The 18,823-nt window shown below is 59.1% G+C and carries 18 protein-coding genes and 3 pseudogenes; 12 read left to right on the top strand and 9 right to left on the bottom strand.

Going from position 1 to position 18,823, the window contains the following annotated elements:
- Positions 1 to 12 precede the first annotated feature (12 nt).
- Complete coding sequence (gene mexE / locus HBR94_RS23120; RefSeq protein ID WP_057959775.1) at positions 13 to 1,257, bottom strand: multidrug efflux RND transporter periplasmic adaptor subunit MexE; 1,245 nt, start codon at positions 1,255 to 1,257, stop codon at positions 13 to 15.
- Between the two features lie 595 nt (positions 1,258 to 1,852).
- On the opposite strand from mexE, the gene yddG reads away from it, so the two are divergent.
- Positions 1,853 to 2,743 (top strand): aromatic amino acid DMT transporter YddG, encoded by an 891-nt coding sequence (gene yddG, locus HBR94_RS23115; RefSeq protein WP_057438397.1) that lies wholly within the window; start codon positions 1,853 to 1,855, stop codon positions 2,741 to 2,743.
- Here yddG and HBR94_RS23110 read toward each other — a convergent pair.
- The 3 genes from HBR94_RS23110 to HBR94_RS23100 form a co-directional block, all read right to left on the bottom strand.
- Positions 2,740 to 3,702: an arsenic resistance protein gene (locus HBR94_RS23110; protein WP_057438398.1), complete on the bottom strand. Its 963-nt coding sequence runs from the start codon at positions 3,700 to 3,702 to the stop codon at positions 2,740 to 2,742. The two genes, yddG and HBR94_RS23110, sit on opposite strands and share 4 nt — an antisense overlap.
- A 161-nt stretch (positions 3,703 to 3,863) precedes the next feature.
- Positions 3,864 to 4,490: a LysE family translocator gene (locus tag HBR94_RS23105; protein ID WP_057438400.1), complete on the bottom strand. Its 627-nt coding sequence runs from the start codon at positions 4,488 to 4,490 to the stop codon at positions 3,864 to 3,866.
- 156 nt (positions 4,491 to 4,646) lie between these two features.
- Entirely contained in the window at positions 4,647 to 5,042 is a 396-nt protein-coding gene (locus tag HBR94_RS23100; RefSeq protein ID WP_120732970.1) for a hypothetical protein, read from the bottom strand.
- 296 nt (positions 5,043 to 5,338) lie between these two features.
- Between HBR94_RS23100 and HBR94_RS28995 the strand changes: the two are divergent.
- A pseudogene (locus HBR94_RS28995) lies at positions 5,339 to 5,572 on the top strand (MerR family DNA-binding transcriptional regulator); the annotation flags it as partial.
- Between the two features lie 45 nt (positions 5,573 to 5,617).
- On the opposite strand, the pseudogene HBR94_RS23090 reads toward HBR94_RS28995, so the two are convergent.
- A pseudogene (locus HBR94_RS23090) lies at positions 5,618 to 5,815 on the bottom strand (NAD(P)H-binding protein); the annotation flags it as partial.
- A gap of 172 nt (positions 5,816 to 5,987) precedes the next feature.
- Here HBR94_RS23090 and HBR94_RS23085 point away from each other — a divergent pair.
- Positions 5,988 to 6,527: an adenylate kinase gene (locus HBR94_RS23085; RefSeq protein WP_170045603.1), complete on the top strand. Its 540-nt coding sequence runs from the start codon at positions 5,988 to 5,990 to the stop codon at positions 6,525 to 6,527.
- 40 nt (positions 6,528 to 6,567) lie between these two features.
- Here HBR94_RS23085 and HBR94_RS23080 read toward each other — a convergent pair whose 3' ends face one another.
- Complete coding sequence (locus HBR94_RS23080) at positions 6,568 to 7,350, bottom strand: nucleotidyltransferase domain-containing protein (protein WP_170045602.1); 783 nt, start codon at positions 7,348 to 7,350, stop codon at positions 6,568 to 6,570.
- Between the two features lie 169 nt (positions 7,351 to 7,519).
- Here HBR94_RS23080 and HBR94_RS23075 point away from each other — a divergent pair, with 169 nt between their 5' ends.
- From HBR94_RS23075 to HBR94_RS23065, 3 genes are all read left to right on the top strand, one after another.
- On the top strand, positions 7,520 to 9,133 hold the full coding sequence (locus tag HBR94_RS23075) for a methyl-accepting chemotaxis protein (protein ID WP_169961031.1): 1,614 nt from the start codon (positions 7,520 to 7,522) through the stop codon (positions 9,131 to 9,133).
- A gap of 157 nt (positions 9,134 to 9,290) precedes the next feature.
- Positions 9,291 to 9,848 carry a helix-turn-helix transcriptional regulator gene (locus HBR94_RS23070; RefSeq protein ID WP_115128173.1) on the top strand — a complete coding sequence of 186 codons (558 nt, stop codon included), beginning with the start codon at positions 9,291 to 9,293 and terminating at the stop codon, positions 9,846 to 9,848.
- A gap of 107 nt (positions 9,849 to 9,955) precedes the next feature.
- Positions 9,956 to 10,537, top strand: a complete 582-nt coding sequence (locus HBR94_RS23065) for an HD domain-containing protein (RefSeq protein WP_128593672.1) — start codon at positions 9,956 to 9,958, stop codon at positions 10,535 to 10,537.
- Here HBR94_RS23065 and HBR94_RS28785 read toward each other — a convergent pair.
- Complete coding sequence (locus HBR94_RS28785) at positions 10,534 to 10,668, bottom strand: helix-turn-helix domain-containing protein (protein WP_346342850.1); 135 nt, start codon at positions 10,666 to 10,668, stop codon at positions 10,534 to 10,536. The two genes, HBR94_RS23065 and HBR94_RS28785, sit on opposite strands and share 4 nt — an antisense overlap.
- 272 nt (positions 10,669 to 10,940) lie before the next feature.
- Here HBR94_RS28785 and HBR94_RS23055 point away from each other — a divergent pair, with 272 nt between their 5' ends.
- The 4 genes and pseudogenes from HBR94_RS23055 to HBR94_RS23040 all read left to right on the top strand — a co-directional run bounded on the left by HBR94_RS23055 (position 10,941) and on the right by HBR94_RS23040 (position 13,584).
- On the top strand, positions 10,941 to 11,123 hold the full coding sequence (locus HBR94_RS23055) for a hypothetical protein (RefSeq protein ID WP_170045601.1): 183 nt from the start codon (positions 10,941 to 10,943) through the stop codon (positions 11,121 to 11,123).
- A gap of 62 nt (positions 11,124 to 11,185) precedes the next feature.
- Entirely contained in the window at positions 11,186 to 12,040 is an 855-nt protein-coding gene (locus HBR94_RS23050; RefSeq protein WP_128593695.1) for an EamA family transporter, read from the top strand.
- Positions 12,041 to 12,316: 276 nt separating this feature from the next.
- Positions 12,317 to 12,805 (top strand): annotated as a pseudogene (locus HBR94_RS23045) (ATP-binding protein); the annotation flags it as partial.
- Positions 12,806 to 13,128: 323 nt separating this feature from the next.
- Positions 13,129 to 13,584 carry a hypothetical protein gene (locus tag HBR94_RS23040; protein WP_057438411.1) on the top strand — a complete coding sequence of 152 codons (456 nt, stop codon included), beginning with the start codon at positions 13,129 to 13,131 and terminating at the stop codon, positions 13,582 to 13,584.
- Positions 13,585 to 13,815: 231 nt separating this feature from the next.
- On the opposite strand, the gene HBR94_RS23035 is transcribed toward HBR94_RS23040, so the two are convergent.
- On the bottom strand, positions 13,816 to 14,982 hold the full coding sequence (locus HBR94_RS23035) for an MFS transporter (RefSeq protein WP_170045599.1): 1,167 nt from the start codon (positions 14,980 to 14,982) through the stop codon (positions 13,816 to 13,818).
- Between the two features lie 94 nt (positions 14,983 to 15,076).
- On the opposite strand from HBR94_RS23035, the gene HBR94_RS23030 reads away from it, so the two are divergent.
- Complete coding sequence (locus tag HBR94_RS23030) at positions 15,077 to 15,970, top strand: LysR substrate-binding domain-containing protein (RefSeq protein ID WP_057438414.1); 894 nt, start codon at positions 15,077 to 15,079, stop codon at positions 15,968 to 15,970.
- A 722-nt stretch (positions 15,971 to 16,692) separates the two neighbouring features.
- Here the strand turns inward: HBR94_RS23030 and HBR94_RS23025 are convergent.
- Positions 16,693 to 17,625: a LysR family transcriptional regulator gene (locus tag HBR94_RS23025; protein WP_170045598.1), complete on the bottom strand. Its 933-nt coding sequence runs from the start codon at positions 17,623 to 17,625 to the stop codon at positions 16,693 to 16,695.
- A 109-nt stretch (positions 17,626 to 17,734) separates the two neighbouring features.
- On the opposite strand from HBR94_RS23025, the gene HBR94_RS23020 reads away from it, so the two are divergent.
- On the top strand, positions 17,735 to 18,820 hold the full coding sequence (locus tag HBR94_RS23020) for a TauD/TfdA family dioxygenase (RefSeq protein WP_057959720.1): 1,086 nt from the start codon (positions 17,735 to 17,737) through the stop codon (positions 18,818 to 18,820).
- Positions 18,821 to 18,823: the final 3 nt, after the last annotated feature.

The raw sequence follows: 18,823 nt of genomic DNA, 5'->3' as shown, positions 1-18,823 counted from the left end.
GTGTGTAGTCCCTTAACCGCGTGGAATCGCGACACTGGCGAGCTTGGGCGCGGCTTTATCCGGCGCCACTTGCTCCAGGTTGCTGGCTTCAAGCGCTTGTCGTTGTTGGGCCAGGGCGGCGAGGGTTGCCTGGCTGGCCATCGGGATGGTTTCTGGGGCAACCGGCGAACCCGGACGTACCCGCTGCAGACCTTTGACGATAATGGTGTCGTCCTTGCTCAGGCCGCTGCGCACGATGCGCAAGCCTTCGATCTTCGGCCCCAGTTCCACGGCGCGGTAGGCGGACTTGTTGTCGGCGTCCATCACTAGCACAAACTTCTTGCCCAGGTCGGTGCCCACGGCTTCGTCGGTGATCAGCACGGCAGAGTAGGTGCCGCTGCCGACCAACTTGAGGCGCGCATACAGACCGGGGGTGAAACGCCCGTCGCTGTTATCGAACACCGCGCGGCCGCGGATGGTACCGGTGGCCGGGTTGACCTGGTTGTCGACAAAGTTCATCTGGCCCAGGTGCGGGTTGCCGTCTTCATTGGACAGGCCCAGGTACACCGGGGTGGTGGCGCCGCGACGGCCCTGGCGCGCCAGTTCGGTGTACTTGAGGTACACGCGCTCGTCGGCGTCGAAGTAGGCGTAGACCTTGTCGGTGGAGACCACGCTGGTCAGCTCGGTGACATCGGCGGTGACCAGGTTGCCGGCGGTGATTGCGGCGCGGCTGACACGGCCACTGATGGGCGAGGTGACGCGGGTGAAACTGAGGTTCAGGCGGGCCAGGTCAAGTTGCGCCTGGATCCCGGCCACCGCGGCGCGGGCTTCCTGGGCGGCGGTGGTGCGCGAGTCGGCCAGTTCGGCGGAAATCGCATTGCTCTGGCGCAGGCGCTCGCCACGCTGGGCCTCGTTGTCACTGCGCGATGCGGCGGCTTTGGTTTGTTGAAGCTGGGCTTCCAGACGGCGGACTTCAGCCTGGAACGGACGCGGGTCGATCTGGAACAGCAGGTCGCCTTTTTTCACCAGTGCGCCTTCAGTAAAGGCGACCTGGTCGATCTGGCCCGACACGCGTGGGCGGATCTGTACGGTTTCCGGGGCTTCCAGGCGGCCGGTGAACTCGTCCCATTCATTGACCGGTTGTTCCAGGACCTTGGCAACGCTGACTTTGCTGGCGGGCATGGCGGCCGCTTGCTCGGGGGCCTTGCCGCATGCGCTCATCACCAGCACGGCCAAAAGGGCCAGGGGATAGCGCAAATGTTTGAGTGACTGTTCCATGAGGTGCATCCGCCAAATGTATTTGAGATGGGCGGATCATGCTCGGCAGCGTGCTCGCTCACGAATCGAATGAAACAAAGGTAACTATCATTCGGAATGATATAAGGGCCGGCCAAGCCCTCTAGGATGGGGGTTTCGTTAGGGGGCTATCAATCCCATTGATGACAAGACACCGTTGCGCGAACTGCAACCAACCAAGAAATCCTGCCCTAAAGAGATCACCCTGTAGGCGGGCTTGCCCGCGATAGCGGAGGGTCAAGTAGGGATGTGTCGACTGACCCACCGCCATCGCAGGCAAGCCAGCTCCCACATTTGACTAGTGGTGTGGCCACAATCTTCTGTTCGCTGAGTTCCCCTTGTGGGAGCGGGCTTGCCCGCGATGACGGTAGGTTAAGTAAGGATGTGCCGACTGACCCACCGCCATCGCAGGCAAGCCGGCTCCCACATTTGAGGTGTGGCGTGGCCAAAATTTCTGCTCTCAATGAGATTCCTTTGTTGTGGTTCCCACAAGGAGACAAGCAATAGCCCAAGCGTGTACCGTTGCGGCCTTTGTGCCGCAGGCGCTGCGGTTGGGGACATTCACAGAGAGGCATCCATGCAGATCAGGGTTGAACGGGCCGCGACGGTGTGTGGTTTGGTCGCGATCATTTTATGGAGCACCGCCGCCGGGTTGATCCGCAGTGTCAGTGAGCTGTTCGGGCCACTGGGCGGTGCGGCGTTGATCTACACCTTGGGCGCCATCCTGCTGCTGGCCTGGTTGGGGCGGCCGCGCCTGCGTGCCACGTCCTGGCCTTATCTGATCATGGGCAGTGGCTTGTTCGTGGCCTACGAGGTCTGCCTGTCCCTGGCTCTGGGGTTTGCCAGCAACCGCAATCAGGCGATTGAGCTGGGGGTGGTGAACTACCTCTGGCCGTGTCTGACGGTGCTGCTGGCAATCGTCATGAATGGCCAAAGGGCGCGCTGGATCATCGTGCCAGGCTCGGCGCTGGCGCTGTTTGGCATTCTGTGGGTGGTCAGTGGCGATGGCCTGGCGCTCGCAACCATCGTCGCCAATGTGCAATCCAACCCCCTGAGTTACAGCCTGGCCCTGGGCTGCGCGATCACTTTCGCCTTGTATTGCAACGTCACGCGGCGCTATGCCGGCGGGCAAAACCTGGTGGTGCTGTTTTTCATCCTCACCGCCGCCGTACTGTGGGTGAAATACGCCTTCAGTGCCGAAGTGCTGCCGGCCTTCAGCCTGGGCAACAGCCTGGAGTTGCTGGCCACCGGTGTGGCCATGGCGGGCGGCTATGCACTGTGGAATATCGGCATCCTGCGTGGCAACCTGACGTTGCTGGCGACCGCGTCCTATGGCGCGCCGGTACTGTCGTCGGCCTTCGCCGCGCTGTGGCTGGGCGCCCACCTCACCCCGCAGTTCTGGCAGGGGGCGGTGCTGGTGACCGCCGGTTCACTGGTGTGCTGGCACGCGACACGCGCGCAATCCTAGCGGCTGCGCCAGACCAGGGCCGGGATCACGCGGATATAGATCAGCTCACACACCAGCTCGATCAAGGTCTGGGTGATAACGGCAGCGGCGGCCAGGGCGCGGATATCTGCCGGCAGTGCCAGCGCCAGCGGCAGGACCACTAGTGAGTTGCGGGTTGCACTGCTGAACGTCACCGAACGCGCGGTGCTTGCCGGCAGACGAAAGCCCCAGGCCGTGAGCGCCCCGACCATTGGCGCCAGTAGCATAAAGCCTAAGTAGACCGGCACCACCGGCAGCAACTGTTCGAGCTCCTGCGCGACAAACGCGATCTGCGAACCTATCACCACGATCAGCACCGCCGCCATGGCCGGCACCGGCATCCACGCCCAGGCGTCGTTCCAGCGTTCGACCAGGCGCGAGCGCCGGGCCCCGGCGCTGGTTAGTACCGCCAGCAGCAATGGCACCACGATCAGCAGCAAAAACGCCTCGACAAATGGGCCGATGGGGATTGCCACCGCCGCCTCTACGCCCGGCAGCAACGCCAGGTACAGCGGCAGCAGCGCCAACTGCAGCAACAGCAATACGGGGGTGGCGGCCAGCGTCAGCCGCGCATCGCCTTTGCCGATATGGGTAAACACCACTACGTAGTCGATGCACGGCGTGAGCAGCACCAGCAACGCGCCGATCAGCAGCGCCGGACGCTCGCTCAAGCCACGGGTCAGGCCCCAGACCAGCAGGGGGATCAAGACAAAGTTGGCAATCAGCAGTGCCGCCATAAAGCGTTTATTGGCGAGCCCCTGGCGCAACTGCAGAAACGGGATCTGCAGGAACATGGCGTACATCAGCACGGCAATCGTCGGGGTTACCAGGGCGCCAAGAGCCGGTGCGGCCTGTGGGGCGAGCAGACCGCCGAGCACCGCGCCGATCACGGCGACGAGGTAGACGGGGATCTGGTTGTGCTCAAGTTGTTCTCGGGTCACGGGGTGTCCTTGTCACGGGGGGCTGTTTGCGCCGTGCAGGGTAATCGAAACCACAGCCCGGCGCGCGGCCGCCATGTCCGCCCGCCGGATCGCCCCCGTGTAAGCCCAGCGCGCGCTGCAATGTCTGGCGCACAGGCAGGCCATCCAGTCTTTGGTCCGGTCTATTTTTGACTGAGTGCCGCTACCGAAAGCCCGGACGCGACGAAGGTCAGTCCGGCGCCCACATTCAGGCCATTGACCACTTTTGGCTTGCGCTGCAGCCATGTCGACAGGCGCGTCGCAAAGATCCCCATGAGCGCAAAGCCCAGGGCGGTCAATGCGGCGAACCAGGCGCCATAGACCATCATTTGCACGGTGACCGAACCCAATGACGGGTTGACGAACTGCGGAATGAACGCGAGCACAAACAGCCCAGGCTTAGGGTTCAGCGCCGCCGACAGGAAGCCGGTGAGGAAGATGTTTTTGAGCGGTTGCCGCGCCGCCGGTTTGAAGTTGATCAGGCTGCGCGAACGCAAGACCTTGATGCCCAGCCACAACAGGTAGCTGGCGCCGATGACTTTGACCACCCAGAAGGCCACGGCGGATGTCTGCATCAGCAGGGTCAAGCCCAGCGATGCGGTGGCCACGTGAAACAGAATCCCGGTGCCCGACGCGATCCCCGAAATGGCGGCTGCCATACGCCCCTGGCTCAGGCCCCTGGCGATGGCCAGCAGATTGTCCGGCCCGGGGGAGAGCACCAGCAACAGGCAGGCGGCGGTATAGGTCAGCCAGATTTCCAGGGGGAACATAACGACAGTCCTTTCGTCGAGGGGGTAGGGAGGCCATCGTGCTCCCGCGGGGCCTCCAAGATCAAGCCTGCTGCCACAGGCTTGTTGGAACTAGCGCCTTCTCAGGGCATGGCGTAGTCGCCACGAATATGGTTCAACCCTCTCGACGCCGCGACATCACTGTGGTCCCAGATCTACGATTTTGTTTCGCTGCAGTTCTGCGTCAATCTGCTGATCAAACCGGTTCACTTTCTCCAATTGCACAGGGCTGAACTTTTCGTCGGGCAGGTCTGGCCTGAAATGAATGCTGACGGGCCACACATTTTTCGGTGGGGTTACATAGTCAGCGAAGTGAGGTGCGCCGATTGACACGCTGACGTTTTCAATACCCAGTGAATCGGCCAGTTTATGAAAGCTTTCGGCCGTCGGGAATACGTGTTCATTGGCTACGCTGACGCGAACAGTTTGTCGATTCGGCATGCCTGGCTCGGGGGGCATGCGCAGCTCTTCAATCTGTGGTTGAGCATTGGCTGAGAGGGCCGCTGATGGCTGATATGGAGTGCTGTTGATCATGCTGGATTCCTAAGTCTTGTTGAGGGGATCAGGGGGTTGCCTGATCGCTCAACTCAGTGAGTGATTCAGCCATTTGGGTTCCGGACAGAGAGGCATCAAGCAATACGGGGTGTTTAACGGGGAGGGGGCCTCAAGGGCGACTTCCCCCACACTCTTAGCCTGTACGAAATCATCTGATTGACGTCCCGGCCAGGCTTTCGGCGTGAGGGGCTGAAGGAGTGGATGGCGACGACACGAAAAGCCTCCGCGCAATAATTGGGTGCATTTGAACATTCACCGCATCTTGGTGGGGGGGGATGTTCGGCCGTTTCCCCCAAAGCCGGTATTACCCACTGGAAGCCCAACCCAGTAAACTGCGGTTCGACGTCGCATCAGGGAGAAGACGGTATATGTACATTGGTGAACTGGCCAAGCTGACGGGATGCACGCCCAAAGCCATCCGTTTGTATGAACAACTGGGCCTGCTGACGCCGCAGCGCCGTGGCAGTTATCGGTTGTACACCGCCCATCACCTGAGGTTGGTGCAGATGATTCGCCGCGCCCAGGTACTGGCCAATCAGGGCATCGAGGTCAAACGCTTGGAGTTGCAGGCGCAGATCCTGGCCTTGCAGGATCGGCAGCAGCAACACCTGGCAGTCGAGCACTGCCAGGGCGGTGCTTCGCTGCGGGTCACGGACCCCGGCGCGCACCTGTTGCCCGCGGGCGAGCAGCGTCCGCACCAGGGTGTTGCCCAGATGCCCATTCGCACCGGTGACCAACGACAGCGTACTCATGGGTTGCCTTATCCGCTGACGGCGGAAACTGAAATAGATAAGGCAGGGTAGGGCTTGTCCTAAGGGACAGAGTCAAGCGCTGCCGTCAGCAAAAACCGCAATTTTGAGTGAACGGGTTCGCCCCTGGATTCCTTGTAGAATCCAACGCCGACTTATATTCATGGAGAGAACAGTGCGCATCTACATCACAGGCGCTTCGTGCGCAGGCGTCACGACGTTGGGGCAAGCCCTGGCTGCGTCGCTGGGCTTGATCCATGTGGATGTGGATGACTTTTACTGGCTGCCCACCCACCCACCGTTCACCACCAAGCGGCCACCCAATGAGCGCGCGTGTTTGATCAAGCAAGCGCTCGGTGACCAAGGCTGGGTGCTGACCGGCTCTTCTGATGGCTGGGGCGAAGCGCTTATGGTGCATGTGGACCTGATCGTGTTCGTGATAACGCCAACACCTGTGCGCCTTCAGCGGTTGGACCTGCGTGAAAAGCGCCTCTTTGGCGAGCGCATTGCCCCCGGGGGCGATATGCACGAGATACATGTCGCCTTTCGCGAATGGGCCTCCCAGTATGACGATCCGCGCTGTTCCGGGCGCAACCGAGCGCGGCATGAGGCGTGGATTTCCAGGCAGACGGTGCCGGTCTTGCGCATTGACGGGGAACACACCGCTGAGCAAATGGTTGCGCACGCCATGCAGGCGGTATCGCACATAAGGTGAGGGGCGCTGTAGAACAAAACGAGCGCCAATGCCGCCCCTGTCAGACCTGACTGGCCTGTGAAACCATCCAGGTCAAAAAGTGATGGAGCTGAGCCGTAAACGCTTTTGGCTTGGCGTTCGGTTTGTGTGCCTGTGACAAGAAAAAACAGATCTGCTCGTTCATGTGCGGGTAATGCTGGACAAACAGCTCTACATGCTCTTCGAGGGTTTGCGGCCACATCAAGTCCCGTTCCGCACGAAGCACCTGGGTTGAACGGATGAGTTTGCGCGAGGCCTCGCGTTGCAAACGTGCCGTTTGCGCTGCTGGGGGAGCCTGATTGATAAGGTCTGCATACCGCGCCAGTACGGGCTCAAAGTCAGCGTTCACGGCAATGGCAATATCGCGCGACGGTTTGAGCCGATCAAACCGCTGACTCAAATCGTTCCCCCATACGCAACGACAGTGATGCTTGAGCCAGTACCCCCAACTCAAACGACTTTCAGCGGCCAATACCTGCAAACGGCTGCCGATGTCGAAGTCGATTTTGATGACTTCGTTGTGCCGACTTTCCAGTGCCTGCCTTTTCGTTTCAAGCCTTTGCAGATCCTGCGATGTAGGAGGGCTGCGCAGAACCAGGGTCAGGTCCAGGTCGGAACCGCCCGGCACAGCGTCGCCTCTCGCGACGCTGCCATACAGATAGATCCCGTCCAGCACAGGCTCCGCCCCAGGGAGGGTCATGCAAACGTCAACCAGCAAATCTTGAAATGGCGGCTGCACCTCGACGTTGGACACGGTGAGGATATAGCCGTCCGTATCAATGCCAACAGGCTGGCGTCGTTCCATAAAACTGTCCGTTAGTGGCTTCTGGTGCATCTCATCGTAATCGTTTAGGCATGCCCTATGAGCGAAAACCTCCAAGTAGGCTTAAATCAGTGGTAACGAACGCGTCGATGGGTTTTAAACGACAGCTATCAATACCTTGTTTTAGGCCATAACCGCAGAGGGCTTAGGGATGTCGATAAAACTTCGTCTGTTTTTGCTGATCGGCACCAGTGTGCTTACCGTGCTGGTCATCAGCCTGGTGAACTACCTGGGGAATGCGCGGATGGAGGCGGCGATGATTGACAGTGAGGTCAGCATGACCGCCCTGAGCAATCATCTGGAGGCCGACATGATGCACGACGCGCTGCGCGCCGATGTGCTGTCGGCAATGCTGGTGGGGCTGGGCAAAAGTGTCAGCAGTCGGGATGAAGTACTTGAAGCCGTCACCGACCATACCGCGCACTTTCGCGAGGCGCTGGGCAATAACGTTGCGCTGCCGCTCAACCCGACCCTCGAAGCCGCGCTGAGTGACATCAAGCCCAGCCTCGACAATTACATCGCCCTGGGGGAGCGGATTGTCGGCGTGGCGCTGAACGATCCGGTTGCGGCCCAACAAGAACTGGGCACCTTCAGCGACGCCTTCACACAGTTGGAAGGCCGGATGGCCAGCCTCAGTGAACTGATCGAAAACAACTCCAAGGCCACTGGCGAGCAGACCCGTCAAACCGTGCGCAGCGCCAATTTTACCCTCGCGGTGGTGCTGGTGCTGTGCCTGCTGTTGCTGGTTGCCCAGGGCTACTGGGTCACCCGCAGCATCATGCGGCCGCTGCAACTGGCGCGGCAGATTGCCGAGAGCATTGCCCATGGCAACCTTAGCGAAGCGATTCCCGAACCCGCCAGCCGCGATGAGGCAAGCATGCTGATTCGCAGCCTGGCTGTTATGCAGCATGACCTGCGCGGCATGATCGACGTGGTGCGCAGCAATGCCCAGGGCGTTACGCGCATGAGCCAACAACTGAGCAACGGATGCCATGAAGTGGCTGCCAGCAGTCAGCAGCAGAGTTCTGCAGCGGGGACCATGTCCGCCGCCACCAGCCAAATGACCGCCAGCATCGAAGAAATCACCCGGCATGCCGAGCACGCCCTGGAAATGGCCAACCAGGCGCAAACCCTGGCCAAAAACGGTGGGCAAGTTATTCACCAAGTCGTCAGCGACATGGACGCCATCGCTCGCTCGGCGCAACACTCGGCCCAGGTGATCCGCACCCTGGACAAGGAGTCCGAAGGCATCTACAGCATTATCCAGGTAATCAAGGGCATTGCCGACCAGACCAACCTGCTGGCCCTCAATGCCGCCATTGAAGCCGCCCGCGCCGGCGAGCAGGGGCGCGGCTTTGCCGTGGTGGCTGACGAAGTGCGCAGCCTGGCAGGGCGCACCAGCGCCTCCACCCAGGAAATCGCCAGCATGGTCACGCGCATCCAGCAAAGCACCCGCGAGGCTGTCACCAGCATGGAAGAGGGGGTGGCCCAGGTGGATAAAGGCATGGCCGTCACGGCCGATGTGGAGCGGGCGATCCGTGAGATTCTTGACGCGACGTTGAATACTACGCAGCTGGTTAACGACATTACCCGCACGATTGGTGAGCAGAGCCTGGCAAGTAATGAGATCGCGCATCAGGTCGAGATGATTGCCGGGATGTCGGAAGGCAACACACGGGTGATTGGCCAGACGGCCGGGACTACGGATGAGTTGTCGGCGCTGGCGGGGCAGTTGGCGCAGTCGGTGGGGCGGTTTCGGCTTTGATGGGCTGAGACGCTCTGGGTCGGGGATTGGTGTCATACGCCAGGAGAGGGCTGCAGAGCGGCTGTTTTCGAGGTAAAACAATCACTCTTTAGCCCATTTGCATGCAGGTCTCGCACAGAGCAAACTTGCGAGACCTTCCACTTTTCCGTAATACGAAATGTCTGACATGTTGCTAAGCCCTGTCTTACCCGGCGTTATGCTCAGGCGATGGCGCCTGTTACACCGGGTCAAACAATCCCATGCCGCGGAGCTGTTTAACGTCACTCAATCGACTATCTCTCGCTGGGAGAGTGGCGTACTCGAGTTGGATCCTCTCGCGCACAAAAAACTTGAGCAATTGCTGGCCGCTCGTCTCACCACCGCGGCGGATCAAGCGCTGGGACGAATGGTGCGGGAAAGCTCGCGTCCTGTTCATCTCATGTGTGATTTGACGCACCGTCTGCTTGCTTGTTCTCCTTCGCGCGCCGCCCAGTTCACGAGTCCGGTCAGTGAACTGCTGGGTCGCTCGCTATGGCGCTTCGCTACGCCCAATATCATCAGCACCGAGCTCGCCCTGGATAAATTGGGCTGGCGGGAAGCCTTTGCACCCCCCGCGCTGGAGTTTCTGACGGGTGACAATAATTCGTCCATCGTTCCGATCAGCCAAAGCCTGTGTCGTTGGACGCGTATGCCCCTATGCGACGGAACAACAGCGCGCTTGGTCGAGTCGCTCTGACGGCATCGCCCTGCATATTTTATGCGTGGACGCTGAACATCTTGAGATTTAGTCTGGCGTGAACAAGGTGAGCGGTATTCGGCTCGCCGACTGAGTCAGAGGTTTTCATGGACATCGAAAAAATCAAAGGGCGTCTTGAATTTCTACGCGAGGCGGAAAAGCTCAAGGACGTGCTTAGAAGTGCGCACACCTCTTGCGGGCGCACCGAAAGCACGGCGGAGCATAGCTGGCGCCTTTGCCTGATGGCCATTGTCTTTGGGGACTACCTGACTGATCTTGATCGGCTGAAAATGCTCAAGATGTGTGTTATCCACGACTTGGGGGAGGCCATTAACGGAGATGTTCCCGCCGTCAATCAAGATTCGTTTCCCAACAAGAGCGAGCAAGAGAGAAACGATCTCCTGCTCTTGACCAGTGCCCTGGATGAACCGTTGAAGGCCGAGATACTGGCGCTTTGGGATGACTATGAAAATGCTTCGTCGCCAGAGGCCGTAGCCGTCAAGGCGCTGGATAAGTTGGAAACGATGCTGCAGCACAACCAAGGCAAGAACCCAACGGGCTTCGATTACGAATTCAATCTTGCCTATGGCAAAAAATACACAGATGCCGCGCCGCTGTTTGAGGCGCTGCGCACTATCATCGACCAAGACACCAAAGAACACATACTGGCGAATTCTAAAAATCACTAAGTGGGTGCCGATTCGGGATGTGACTGAGGAGTCCCCTGAGTAGATCTCAAGTACCGATAAAGTGTCTGGCGACTGATTTCAAAGTCGCGCGCTAGTTTAGATTTACTTTCTCCAGCGCCGGCGCGGTCAATTCAGCTTACCACCAGATTGTTGGACGGTTTTTTCTTGCGGCCTCTGTAAACCCCACGCATCTTTGCGCCAGCAATTCCTAAATCCCGAAAGCCGACAGGTGACGGTCATCGCCATTGGGAGCACACCGCTAACAACGCCAAATATCAAGCATCCCGCCAAGTTCAGTGATGCGTTGCAGGTGGCCATGTCACAAAGTGGTTGAAGCGGTGTAGAGAACAACAAAGCCTCGATCTTCGAAGTGGTCTCGGACGGTGCCGAGGCGAGGTATTTGATGAAAGGATTGGTAGAAATGTTTGCATTCGATTTTTTGGGGGGCTACGACGCCTATCGCTACTTACAACCTGAAGGCTATGATCTGTTGCTCAAAAGTAGGGCCAAGGGTCGAGGCGACAATATCCCGATGACCATCGGCATACTCTACAAGGCCATGATGGCCCAACGCAGGAACACTTAGGAGTCTGAAGGACTCTCGATGTGCAAAGCGAGCATCTATAAGGACAAAACGTGGATGTACTGATGGGGTTGCTGGCTGCCTTACTCTGGGGCGGTACAGATTTTTTAGTGGGCCTAAACGCTCGCGCAGTCGGCGTCAAACGCGCCGTGTTTTTCGGTCAGACGATGGGTTTTGCCATCATGAGCATGCTGCTGATCGTTTTCCCGACCTTCATTCTTAAATCCATGGCAGCACCATTCGATATTTGGCTCATCGGCATCGCCGCTGCCGTTTTGACTGTGTTCGGCGCCTTGGCCCTGTCCAAAGCGTTCGCACTTGGCAAAGCTTCTATCGTTGCGCCGCTGGTGACGTCCTACGGTGTGGTTACGACATTGCTGTCATGGGCTGGCGGTGAGCAGATCAGTCTAATCCAGTTGCTGTGCATCGCCTTGTGCGTGCTCGGAGTAATTCTCTCCAGCATTCACTCTGACTCGAAAGTGCCACACACTACGCAGGCCAGTAGTTCAATTTCCTTTGCGTTACTGGCGGCAGTGTTCTTCGGCACCAGTTTTTGGTTGCAGGGGCATTTCGTTCTCCCCGTCCTTGGACCAGTGACCATGCTTTGGCTGGCCTATCTGGTCGGGCTGATTGTAATGTTCGTTATGGTTTTGAAGATCAAGGAAGGGTTGAAATTTCCGCCCTTAAAAAACTGCATGGCGCTAACGGGCGTGAGCCTGATGAACCTAGGTGGTTTTTCGGCGTTCGCTTATGGAGCGGTGTCGGGATCAGTTTCGGTGGTGACAGTAATCAGCACATTGTCGGGCGGTATTGCGGCAATTTTGGGTTATGTGTTTTTCAAGGAGCGACTGGGAAAGGTGCAGGTGCTGGGGGTTGTTCTGGTACTGGGCGGTGCATTTGTGCTGCACCTGAAAACCTGATATGTACGCTCAAAAAAAGTAAGCGTATATCCAACACACGTTCACATGACCGACGGTGTGTGGTTCAGCCCGTCGACGGCATCCTGTATTTGCCGTACCCGATCTGTAACGGATGGCCAAGAGATAAGCGCAGTGCGTCTTCCCCGCACCGAATACGGCAACCACTCTGGCCGATGCTGGCGACTAGCCGATTCGACCCGAAGCGGAAGGTGAGGTATCTGTGGTTGCTTCGACGCTTTTGTATGAGCATCATCAGGGTTCGACAAGGAGACGTCCCCTGTGCCCAAACCCGTGCTTCATCTGATCTCAGGCAAGATTGCATCTGGCAAATCAACGCTGGCCAAAAATTTGGCAGCCGAACAGTCGGCGATTCTGCTGAGTGAGGATCATTGGCTGTCACGGCTTTACCCTAATCAGATCAAGTCAGTAACCGATTACGTGCGCCTGTCGCGCCAGATTAGAGAGGTGGTGGGCCCGCTCGTCGTCGATGTGCTGAATACTGGCGTGACGGTGGTCTTGGATTTTCCCGCCAACACCCCTGAAGATCGACAATGGTTGCGCGGCCTCGCTGACTCAGCCGGGGTTGCCCATTGTGTCCACTACCTTGAGGTGGACGATGAGACCTGTCGAGGCAGGTTGCATATCCGCAACCGCCGCGCCGACCATGAGTTTGCGGCGACAGATGCTGAGTTCGAGCTGATCACTAGCTACTTTCGGGCCCCGGACGAGGATGAAGGGCTCCAGATTAAAATCCACCGTCTTTGACGGGTAGCAGCGCCTAGGGATGGCATCCTACGTGTCCGCTTAGGCTGACTGCTGCCCCATGGCGGCCAGTCAGCATTTAGCGAAATCGAGAGCCTCTTGCCTGTCGCGGTTATGCAATCTGTTGCTAAGCGAATTTGCCGAACGTCATCAGGCTGGCCCAGGTGCACACCGGTTCACGTCGCGAGCGCACTGCCAGCAAGCGCCGGGGTTCACAAAGTCGTAAACCCAGTACTCCCTTTTAATTTACCATTCGCAGGCGGTCCGTTCCGACGCCGCTCAGCCCACGCCGCACTCCGAATTTCAAATGGAAGGATCCCCGTTTCATGTCCAATACTTTGTTCCGCACACTTGCCTTGTCCAGCTTGTTAGTTCTCGCCAGCTGCACCACTGCAACGCCAACCGTATCGACGCCTGTCACCTCCAAGGCCATCGAAGCCTTCGTCGACATCTGCCTGAAGACCGCCCCCTCATTCGCCGGCTCTGCAGAAGCGGCCAAGCGGTTCGGCATCAACGACCTCCAGGACATGGGCTTCATGCGCAGCGGCTTCACCGCAGACAAAAACCTCTCCGTACAGCTCTCTGAAAAGGAATGTGTCGTTACCACTCCGACGCAACCCGATGACAGCCTGACCCGCCAACTGTTGAGTGCCGCGCAGACTTACTCGCAAACGCCGGTAGCAGATCGTGTGCCATCGAAGGTGCGTATCCAGGACAACAACTTTATTCTTCATCATGACCGCAACGGCGGTGAAGCGTATGTGCTAATGCGGAACAAGTAATTAGCACTTTTACCCTGCGTACGAAAAAGCCCACAATGTGGGCTTTTTTGTGTCTTTGTGATCGCGCGACGTGTGTTTGCGCAACCGCGTGTTCGTAGGCGTCACGGCTATCTGCGCGATGCCGTCGGCCGAGGTCACCACAACGGAGTCCTTGAACAAGATCCGACAGTACAACTGGTCGAAGGTACTCAGGCCCCATATGACCGTCTCGGTCAGTGGCTCACATCCTCCTCACACCACCGCTGCCGCCACCGCCCTCGACCGCCAGGCAAACCCCAGCACCATCAACAACCCCAGGCCCGCCATTGCGGCTCCAGCCAGGGAAATCGCCGGATAACCCAACCCGGCGTTGATCACCGCGCCGCCCAGTGCCGCACCAATCGCGTTGCCGAAGTTGAAGGCGCCAATGTTCACCGCCGAGGCCAGGTTGGGGGCGTCCTTGGCGGCTTCCATCACGCGCATCTGCAGCGGCGGTACCAGGGCGAAGCTGGCGATGCCCCATATCAGGATGGCCACGGCAGCTGGCAACGGCCAGCGCATCAGTACGGTGAACGCCAGCAAGACGGCAATCAGCACGCTCAACGATACGATCAGGGTACGATCTATCGAGCGGTCGGCAGCCTTGCCACCCCACATGTTGCCCAGTGTGAGCCCCACGCCGAAAAGCACCAGCATCGCGGTGATGTAGGCGGTGGACGCGTGGGTCTCGCTGCTGAGGATCGGCGCGATGTAGGTGAAGACGGTAAACATGGCACCCGAGCCGACGACGGTGAGGGCCAACGCACCCAGCACCGGGCCACGGCCCAGTACGCGAATTTCGGCCATTACTCCCACGCTTGGCGGCGCCTTCAGGTTGGGCAGGGCGAACCACAATGCGGCCATGGCCACCACGCCGAGGCCGGTAATGCCCCAGAACGCGGTGCGCCAACCGAACAGTTCGCCAAACCAGGCAGCCAGCGGCACACCGCCGATGGTCGCCAGGGTGAGGCCCATAAACATTGCAGCCACCGCGCCGGCACGTTTCTCTGGGGCGACCACGCTGGCGGCGACGATGGAGCCCACGCCAAAAAACGCGCCGTGGTTCAGTGAGGTCACCACCCTGGCGACCATGAGGCTGTAGTAATCGGTCGCCAGGGCTGACATCAGATTGCCCAGGGTGAAAATCGCCATAAGCCCTATCAGCAGGTAGCGCCGGGGAATCCTGCCGGTGGTCAGGGTCATCAGTGGCGCGCCGAGCAGTACGCCCAGGGCGTAAGCGCTCACCAGCAGGCCCGCAGCAGGAATCGAAACGCCGAGGTCCGCCGCAATGTTCGGCAACATGCCCATGGGGGCGAACTCGGTAACGCCGATGCCAAAGGCACCCATGGCGAGTGCAACGAGGGGTGGATTGATACGCATGAAAGGCTCCTTATCTATGCCGCCAATGCTACGATCCAGCCTTCTGAGGCGGTAGATAGCATTTTTGGCAATCACCTTTGCGCAAGAGGCACAAATGGACTTCAACGGCAGATCCGGTGAAATGCTTGTGTTCGCCAGCGTGGCGCAGGAGGGCAGCCTCTCGGCGGCCGCCCGTGCATTGGGGCTGACACCCTCGGCGGTCAGCCGGATCATCGCGCGTACCGAACTACGGCTTGGCACCCGGCTGCTGTTGCGCACCACTCGCGCGATCATCTTCACCGCCGAGGGCGAGGCGTTCCTGCGCGGTGCCCGACGTATCCTGGCGGACATGAACGAGATGGAAGAGGCCATCGCCGACCAGGGCGTGCCGAGGGGCCGATTACGGGTCAGCGCCGCCCTTGGCCATGGGCGGCAGACCATCGTTCCCTTGGTGGCGGCATTCAGCGCGCAGTACCCGAACATCGTCGTCGACCTCAACCTTGGCGACGAAGTGGTCGACATTCTTGGCGGCCAAGCCGACGTAGCAATACGCTTTGGCCATCTGCCCGACAGCCCGCTGACCGCACGCAGGCTCGGCGACACCGGTGAGGTCGTGGTGGCATCGCCCGAGTATCTAGAGCGCCACGGCACCCCCCAGGAACCGGAAGACCTGCTCCGGCACAACTGCCTGGGTTTCAACTTCCGGCGTGCCGAGCCCAACTGGCCGTTCATCCGCGACGGGAAAGAATTTTCCCTGAAGGTCAGCGGCAACATCGAATGCAGCAGCGGTGAAGCGCTGGCACAACTTGCGCGAGTCGGTGCCGGCATTGCGCGTATCGGCGAGTTCACCGTAAACGAGGATCTGCAGCGCGGCGACCTGATACCACTGCTCCAAGCCTGGAACCCCGGCGACCGGGAACCGATTCATGCGGTGTTCGTAGGCGGATCGGCAATGCCTGCGCGGGTGCGGTTGTTTGTGGACTTTTTGCTGGAACATCATCGGATCTAGGCGGTGGTGGCAGATCAGCTTTCCGGGGGGAGGGGGCGCGGAGGGGGCAAGTAGTGACAAACGCGGTAGTGTGGTCTGCCTGATGGGAGCAATGGGATGGGTGTCTGGCCTGCATGTTGTGAATGGGCTTGATTGGTTGAAGGCTATTTGTAGGGGGCGGCTTGCGACCGAGGCTGTGTAAAAACGTTTTTGAGCGCGCCAGGTGCTCAAAACCGGACTGGAAATCGCGTTTCTACGCGAAGTCCACATCTGCAGACGTGCCGATAAATTTCAGATTTAACGTAGACGCGCACACTTCAATTTTGGCGAAGCGTTTTTACACACTCTGGACCGATTGCAGCCGTTCGTGACAGGCAACAATCGGCCAAGCGCTCATGATGTCTTCCGTTAAACATCAAAAATCCAGTGTGCTCGCTATGAGGCCAGCGCTTCCATTGATGTCGGCTGACACCACGCCATCGCGAGCGGGCTCGCTCCCACAGGGGCATTGCTGTTTGGGGGATTGCGCTCCGTCAGGGACTGCGCCGACATGGGAGCAGGCATTTTCCTGCGTTTCACCCATCGCTGGCGTCGATAGTCGCCATCGCGCCAATAAAGATCTAATACAAAATCCTCGGCGTAGCATCTTGTCGATGCTCGTCTGCGGTAGCCTAGGGTGGGGTTCAGCGTGTCAGGTCTGATCAACTGCAGAGTGAGCGGACACGGCTGAACGCCCCGTAACCTCATATTAGTGCTGAGCCGCGTTTACATTCGAGGCTTTCACCTAAGCCGCGGATCATCTCCATCAAGGCCTTCACCCGCATTGGCAAATTTCCGGCCGGGTATACCGCGTGCATCTGTGGGCTCTCACCGTTGCTGGAGGTGAGCTTGTACTCAGGACAAACCCGAAACAGGCGTCCCGCATCCACTGCGGGCTCCGCCATCCAATCTGCCAAGCGGGCGATCCCGACGCCCGCCAGGGCTGCCTGGAATACCGCCATACCGGAGCTGAAACGAAATTTTGGATGCACCCGAAAGCTGATGGCCTGCTCTTCACTGCGAAAATTCCACTCCTTGAGAATCCGTGGCGCCGTATGCAGGATCAGCGAATGCGACTCCAGTGCCTCGATGGAGTCGGGCATGCCGTTGCGCTCCAGGTAGTCGGGGCTGGCATACAGATAACGTGAGTAACTCCAGAGCGCAAAGCCGATCAAGTCGCTGGATTGTGGGAAGGCACCGCGAATCGAGAAGTCCAGCTTGCTCTTGGCCGGGTCGATGATCTCATCGGTGAAAATCACATCGATGTTAACGTCCGGATAACGCTCACAGTATTGCGCGATCAACCGGGGCAATACTCCGTGCCCGAGAACCTCGGGGGCGGTAAAACGGATCCATCCGGAGGCCAGGCCGCTGAGACCGGCCAGGTCTTCATCCACCTCACGTTGCAGATCGAGCATTTTGTACGCGTGGGGCAATAAGCATTCACCCGCTTCGGTCAAGGTCACGGCATTGGACGAGCGATGGAACAACTTGAGCCCCACACTTTCCTCCAGGGCTTGAACGGCACGGGTCAGTGCGCTGGGGGAGCGCCCCAGAGTCCGTGCCGCGGCGACGAAGCTGCGCTTGCGAGCCACGGTCGCGAAGGCTTCAAGTTCCCCCAACATATTCAATGCCACTCTCCACCTCATTGCATTTTTCACAACGTGGCATTGCAACACAAAAAAGGTCCTTCCGTTAACCTTCCCGTTCAACCCACAAGGATGGGGCAAACAGGAGCGCAAGGACGTGTCGAAGCTGGAAGAAGTAATCGGGAAAGCCGCAGCGGGTGTTGATGAAGTAATTCATGAATGGCAGGAACAAAATTCAGTGACGTCGACCCGACGGGAGATACCGCAAATTCATCTGTCGCTCGAAGAACAACGCACACTTCAGGCCGGTCTGGCATCGCTGGACGTGACCGATAGCGCCTCGGGTATCCGCCACATGCCGGTCCTGGGGTTGTTGCTGGAAAGTGTCCTGTGCACCGAGAAAATCCAGCAGCTGCGCAACTTTCCACAGGCCCCTGAAGTGGCGATGATCATCAGGGGGCTGCCGCTGGACCCGCAACTGCCCGCCACGCCCTATGACCTGGAGCCGGGTATCGAGAACGTGCCGACGCTGGCCGGGGCTATTTTGTCCGTGCTGCAAACTCTGCAAACCCATCCGCTGGCGTACGACGGTGAGAGCAACGACACGGTGTTCCGTCACGTATCGCCCAAGCATAAGCGAGAGACCGAAAAGAGTTCCTATGGCTCGCGCGCGGATCTGGACATGCATGTCGACAACCCTCACTTGCCTTTGACCTGCGAGCCAGTCTCGCAGTTGTCGGCCTGTCCGGAGTACCTGTCCCTGACCGGCCTGCGCTGCGAGCTCGACGTGCCGACGCGCATCGTCGCAATTGACGAGGTGCTGGCCATTCTGCCGGCCTGCGTCGAAGAAGAATTGTCACGACCGAACTTCACCGTTCGCCGACCGGCCTCCTTCGGCAAGCAGGGGAATGTGCTGGAAAACGTCCCCTTGCTGTACAGAAGCGCAAACGATGGCCTGTATTGCCGCTACAACAAAGCGAGTGTCGAAACGACCTGCGCCAATGCGCAGTTTGCCCTCCAACTGTTCGCCGCCGCCGCCAATCATCCCGATGTCGTGCACCACATACTGCTGCAACCAGGGGACATGCTGATCTTCAAGAACCAGCAAACCCTGCATGCCCGGGATGGTTTTACACCCCGTTACGACGGCCGTGACCGCTGGATGTTACGTGTCTTCGGGGTCAATGATCCGGCACGCGTGGTGCCGCTGGACCCTCATCAACCCTACATAGTCAGAGCCTGATTT

The organism is Pseudomonas sp. WS 5412 (assembly GCF_012985615.1).
In the GTDB taxonomy this organism is placed as follows: Bacteria; Pseudomonadota; Gammaproteobacteria; order Pseudomonadales; family Pseudomonadaceae; genus Aquipseudomonas; species Aquipseudomonas shahriarae.
This window is presented reverse-complemented; position numbering and strand designations above follow the sequence as displayed.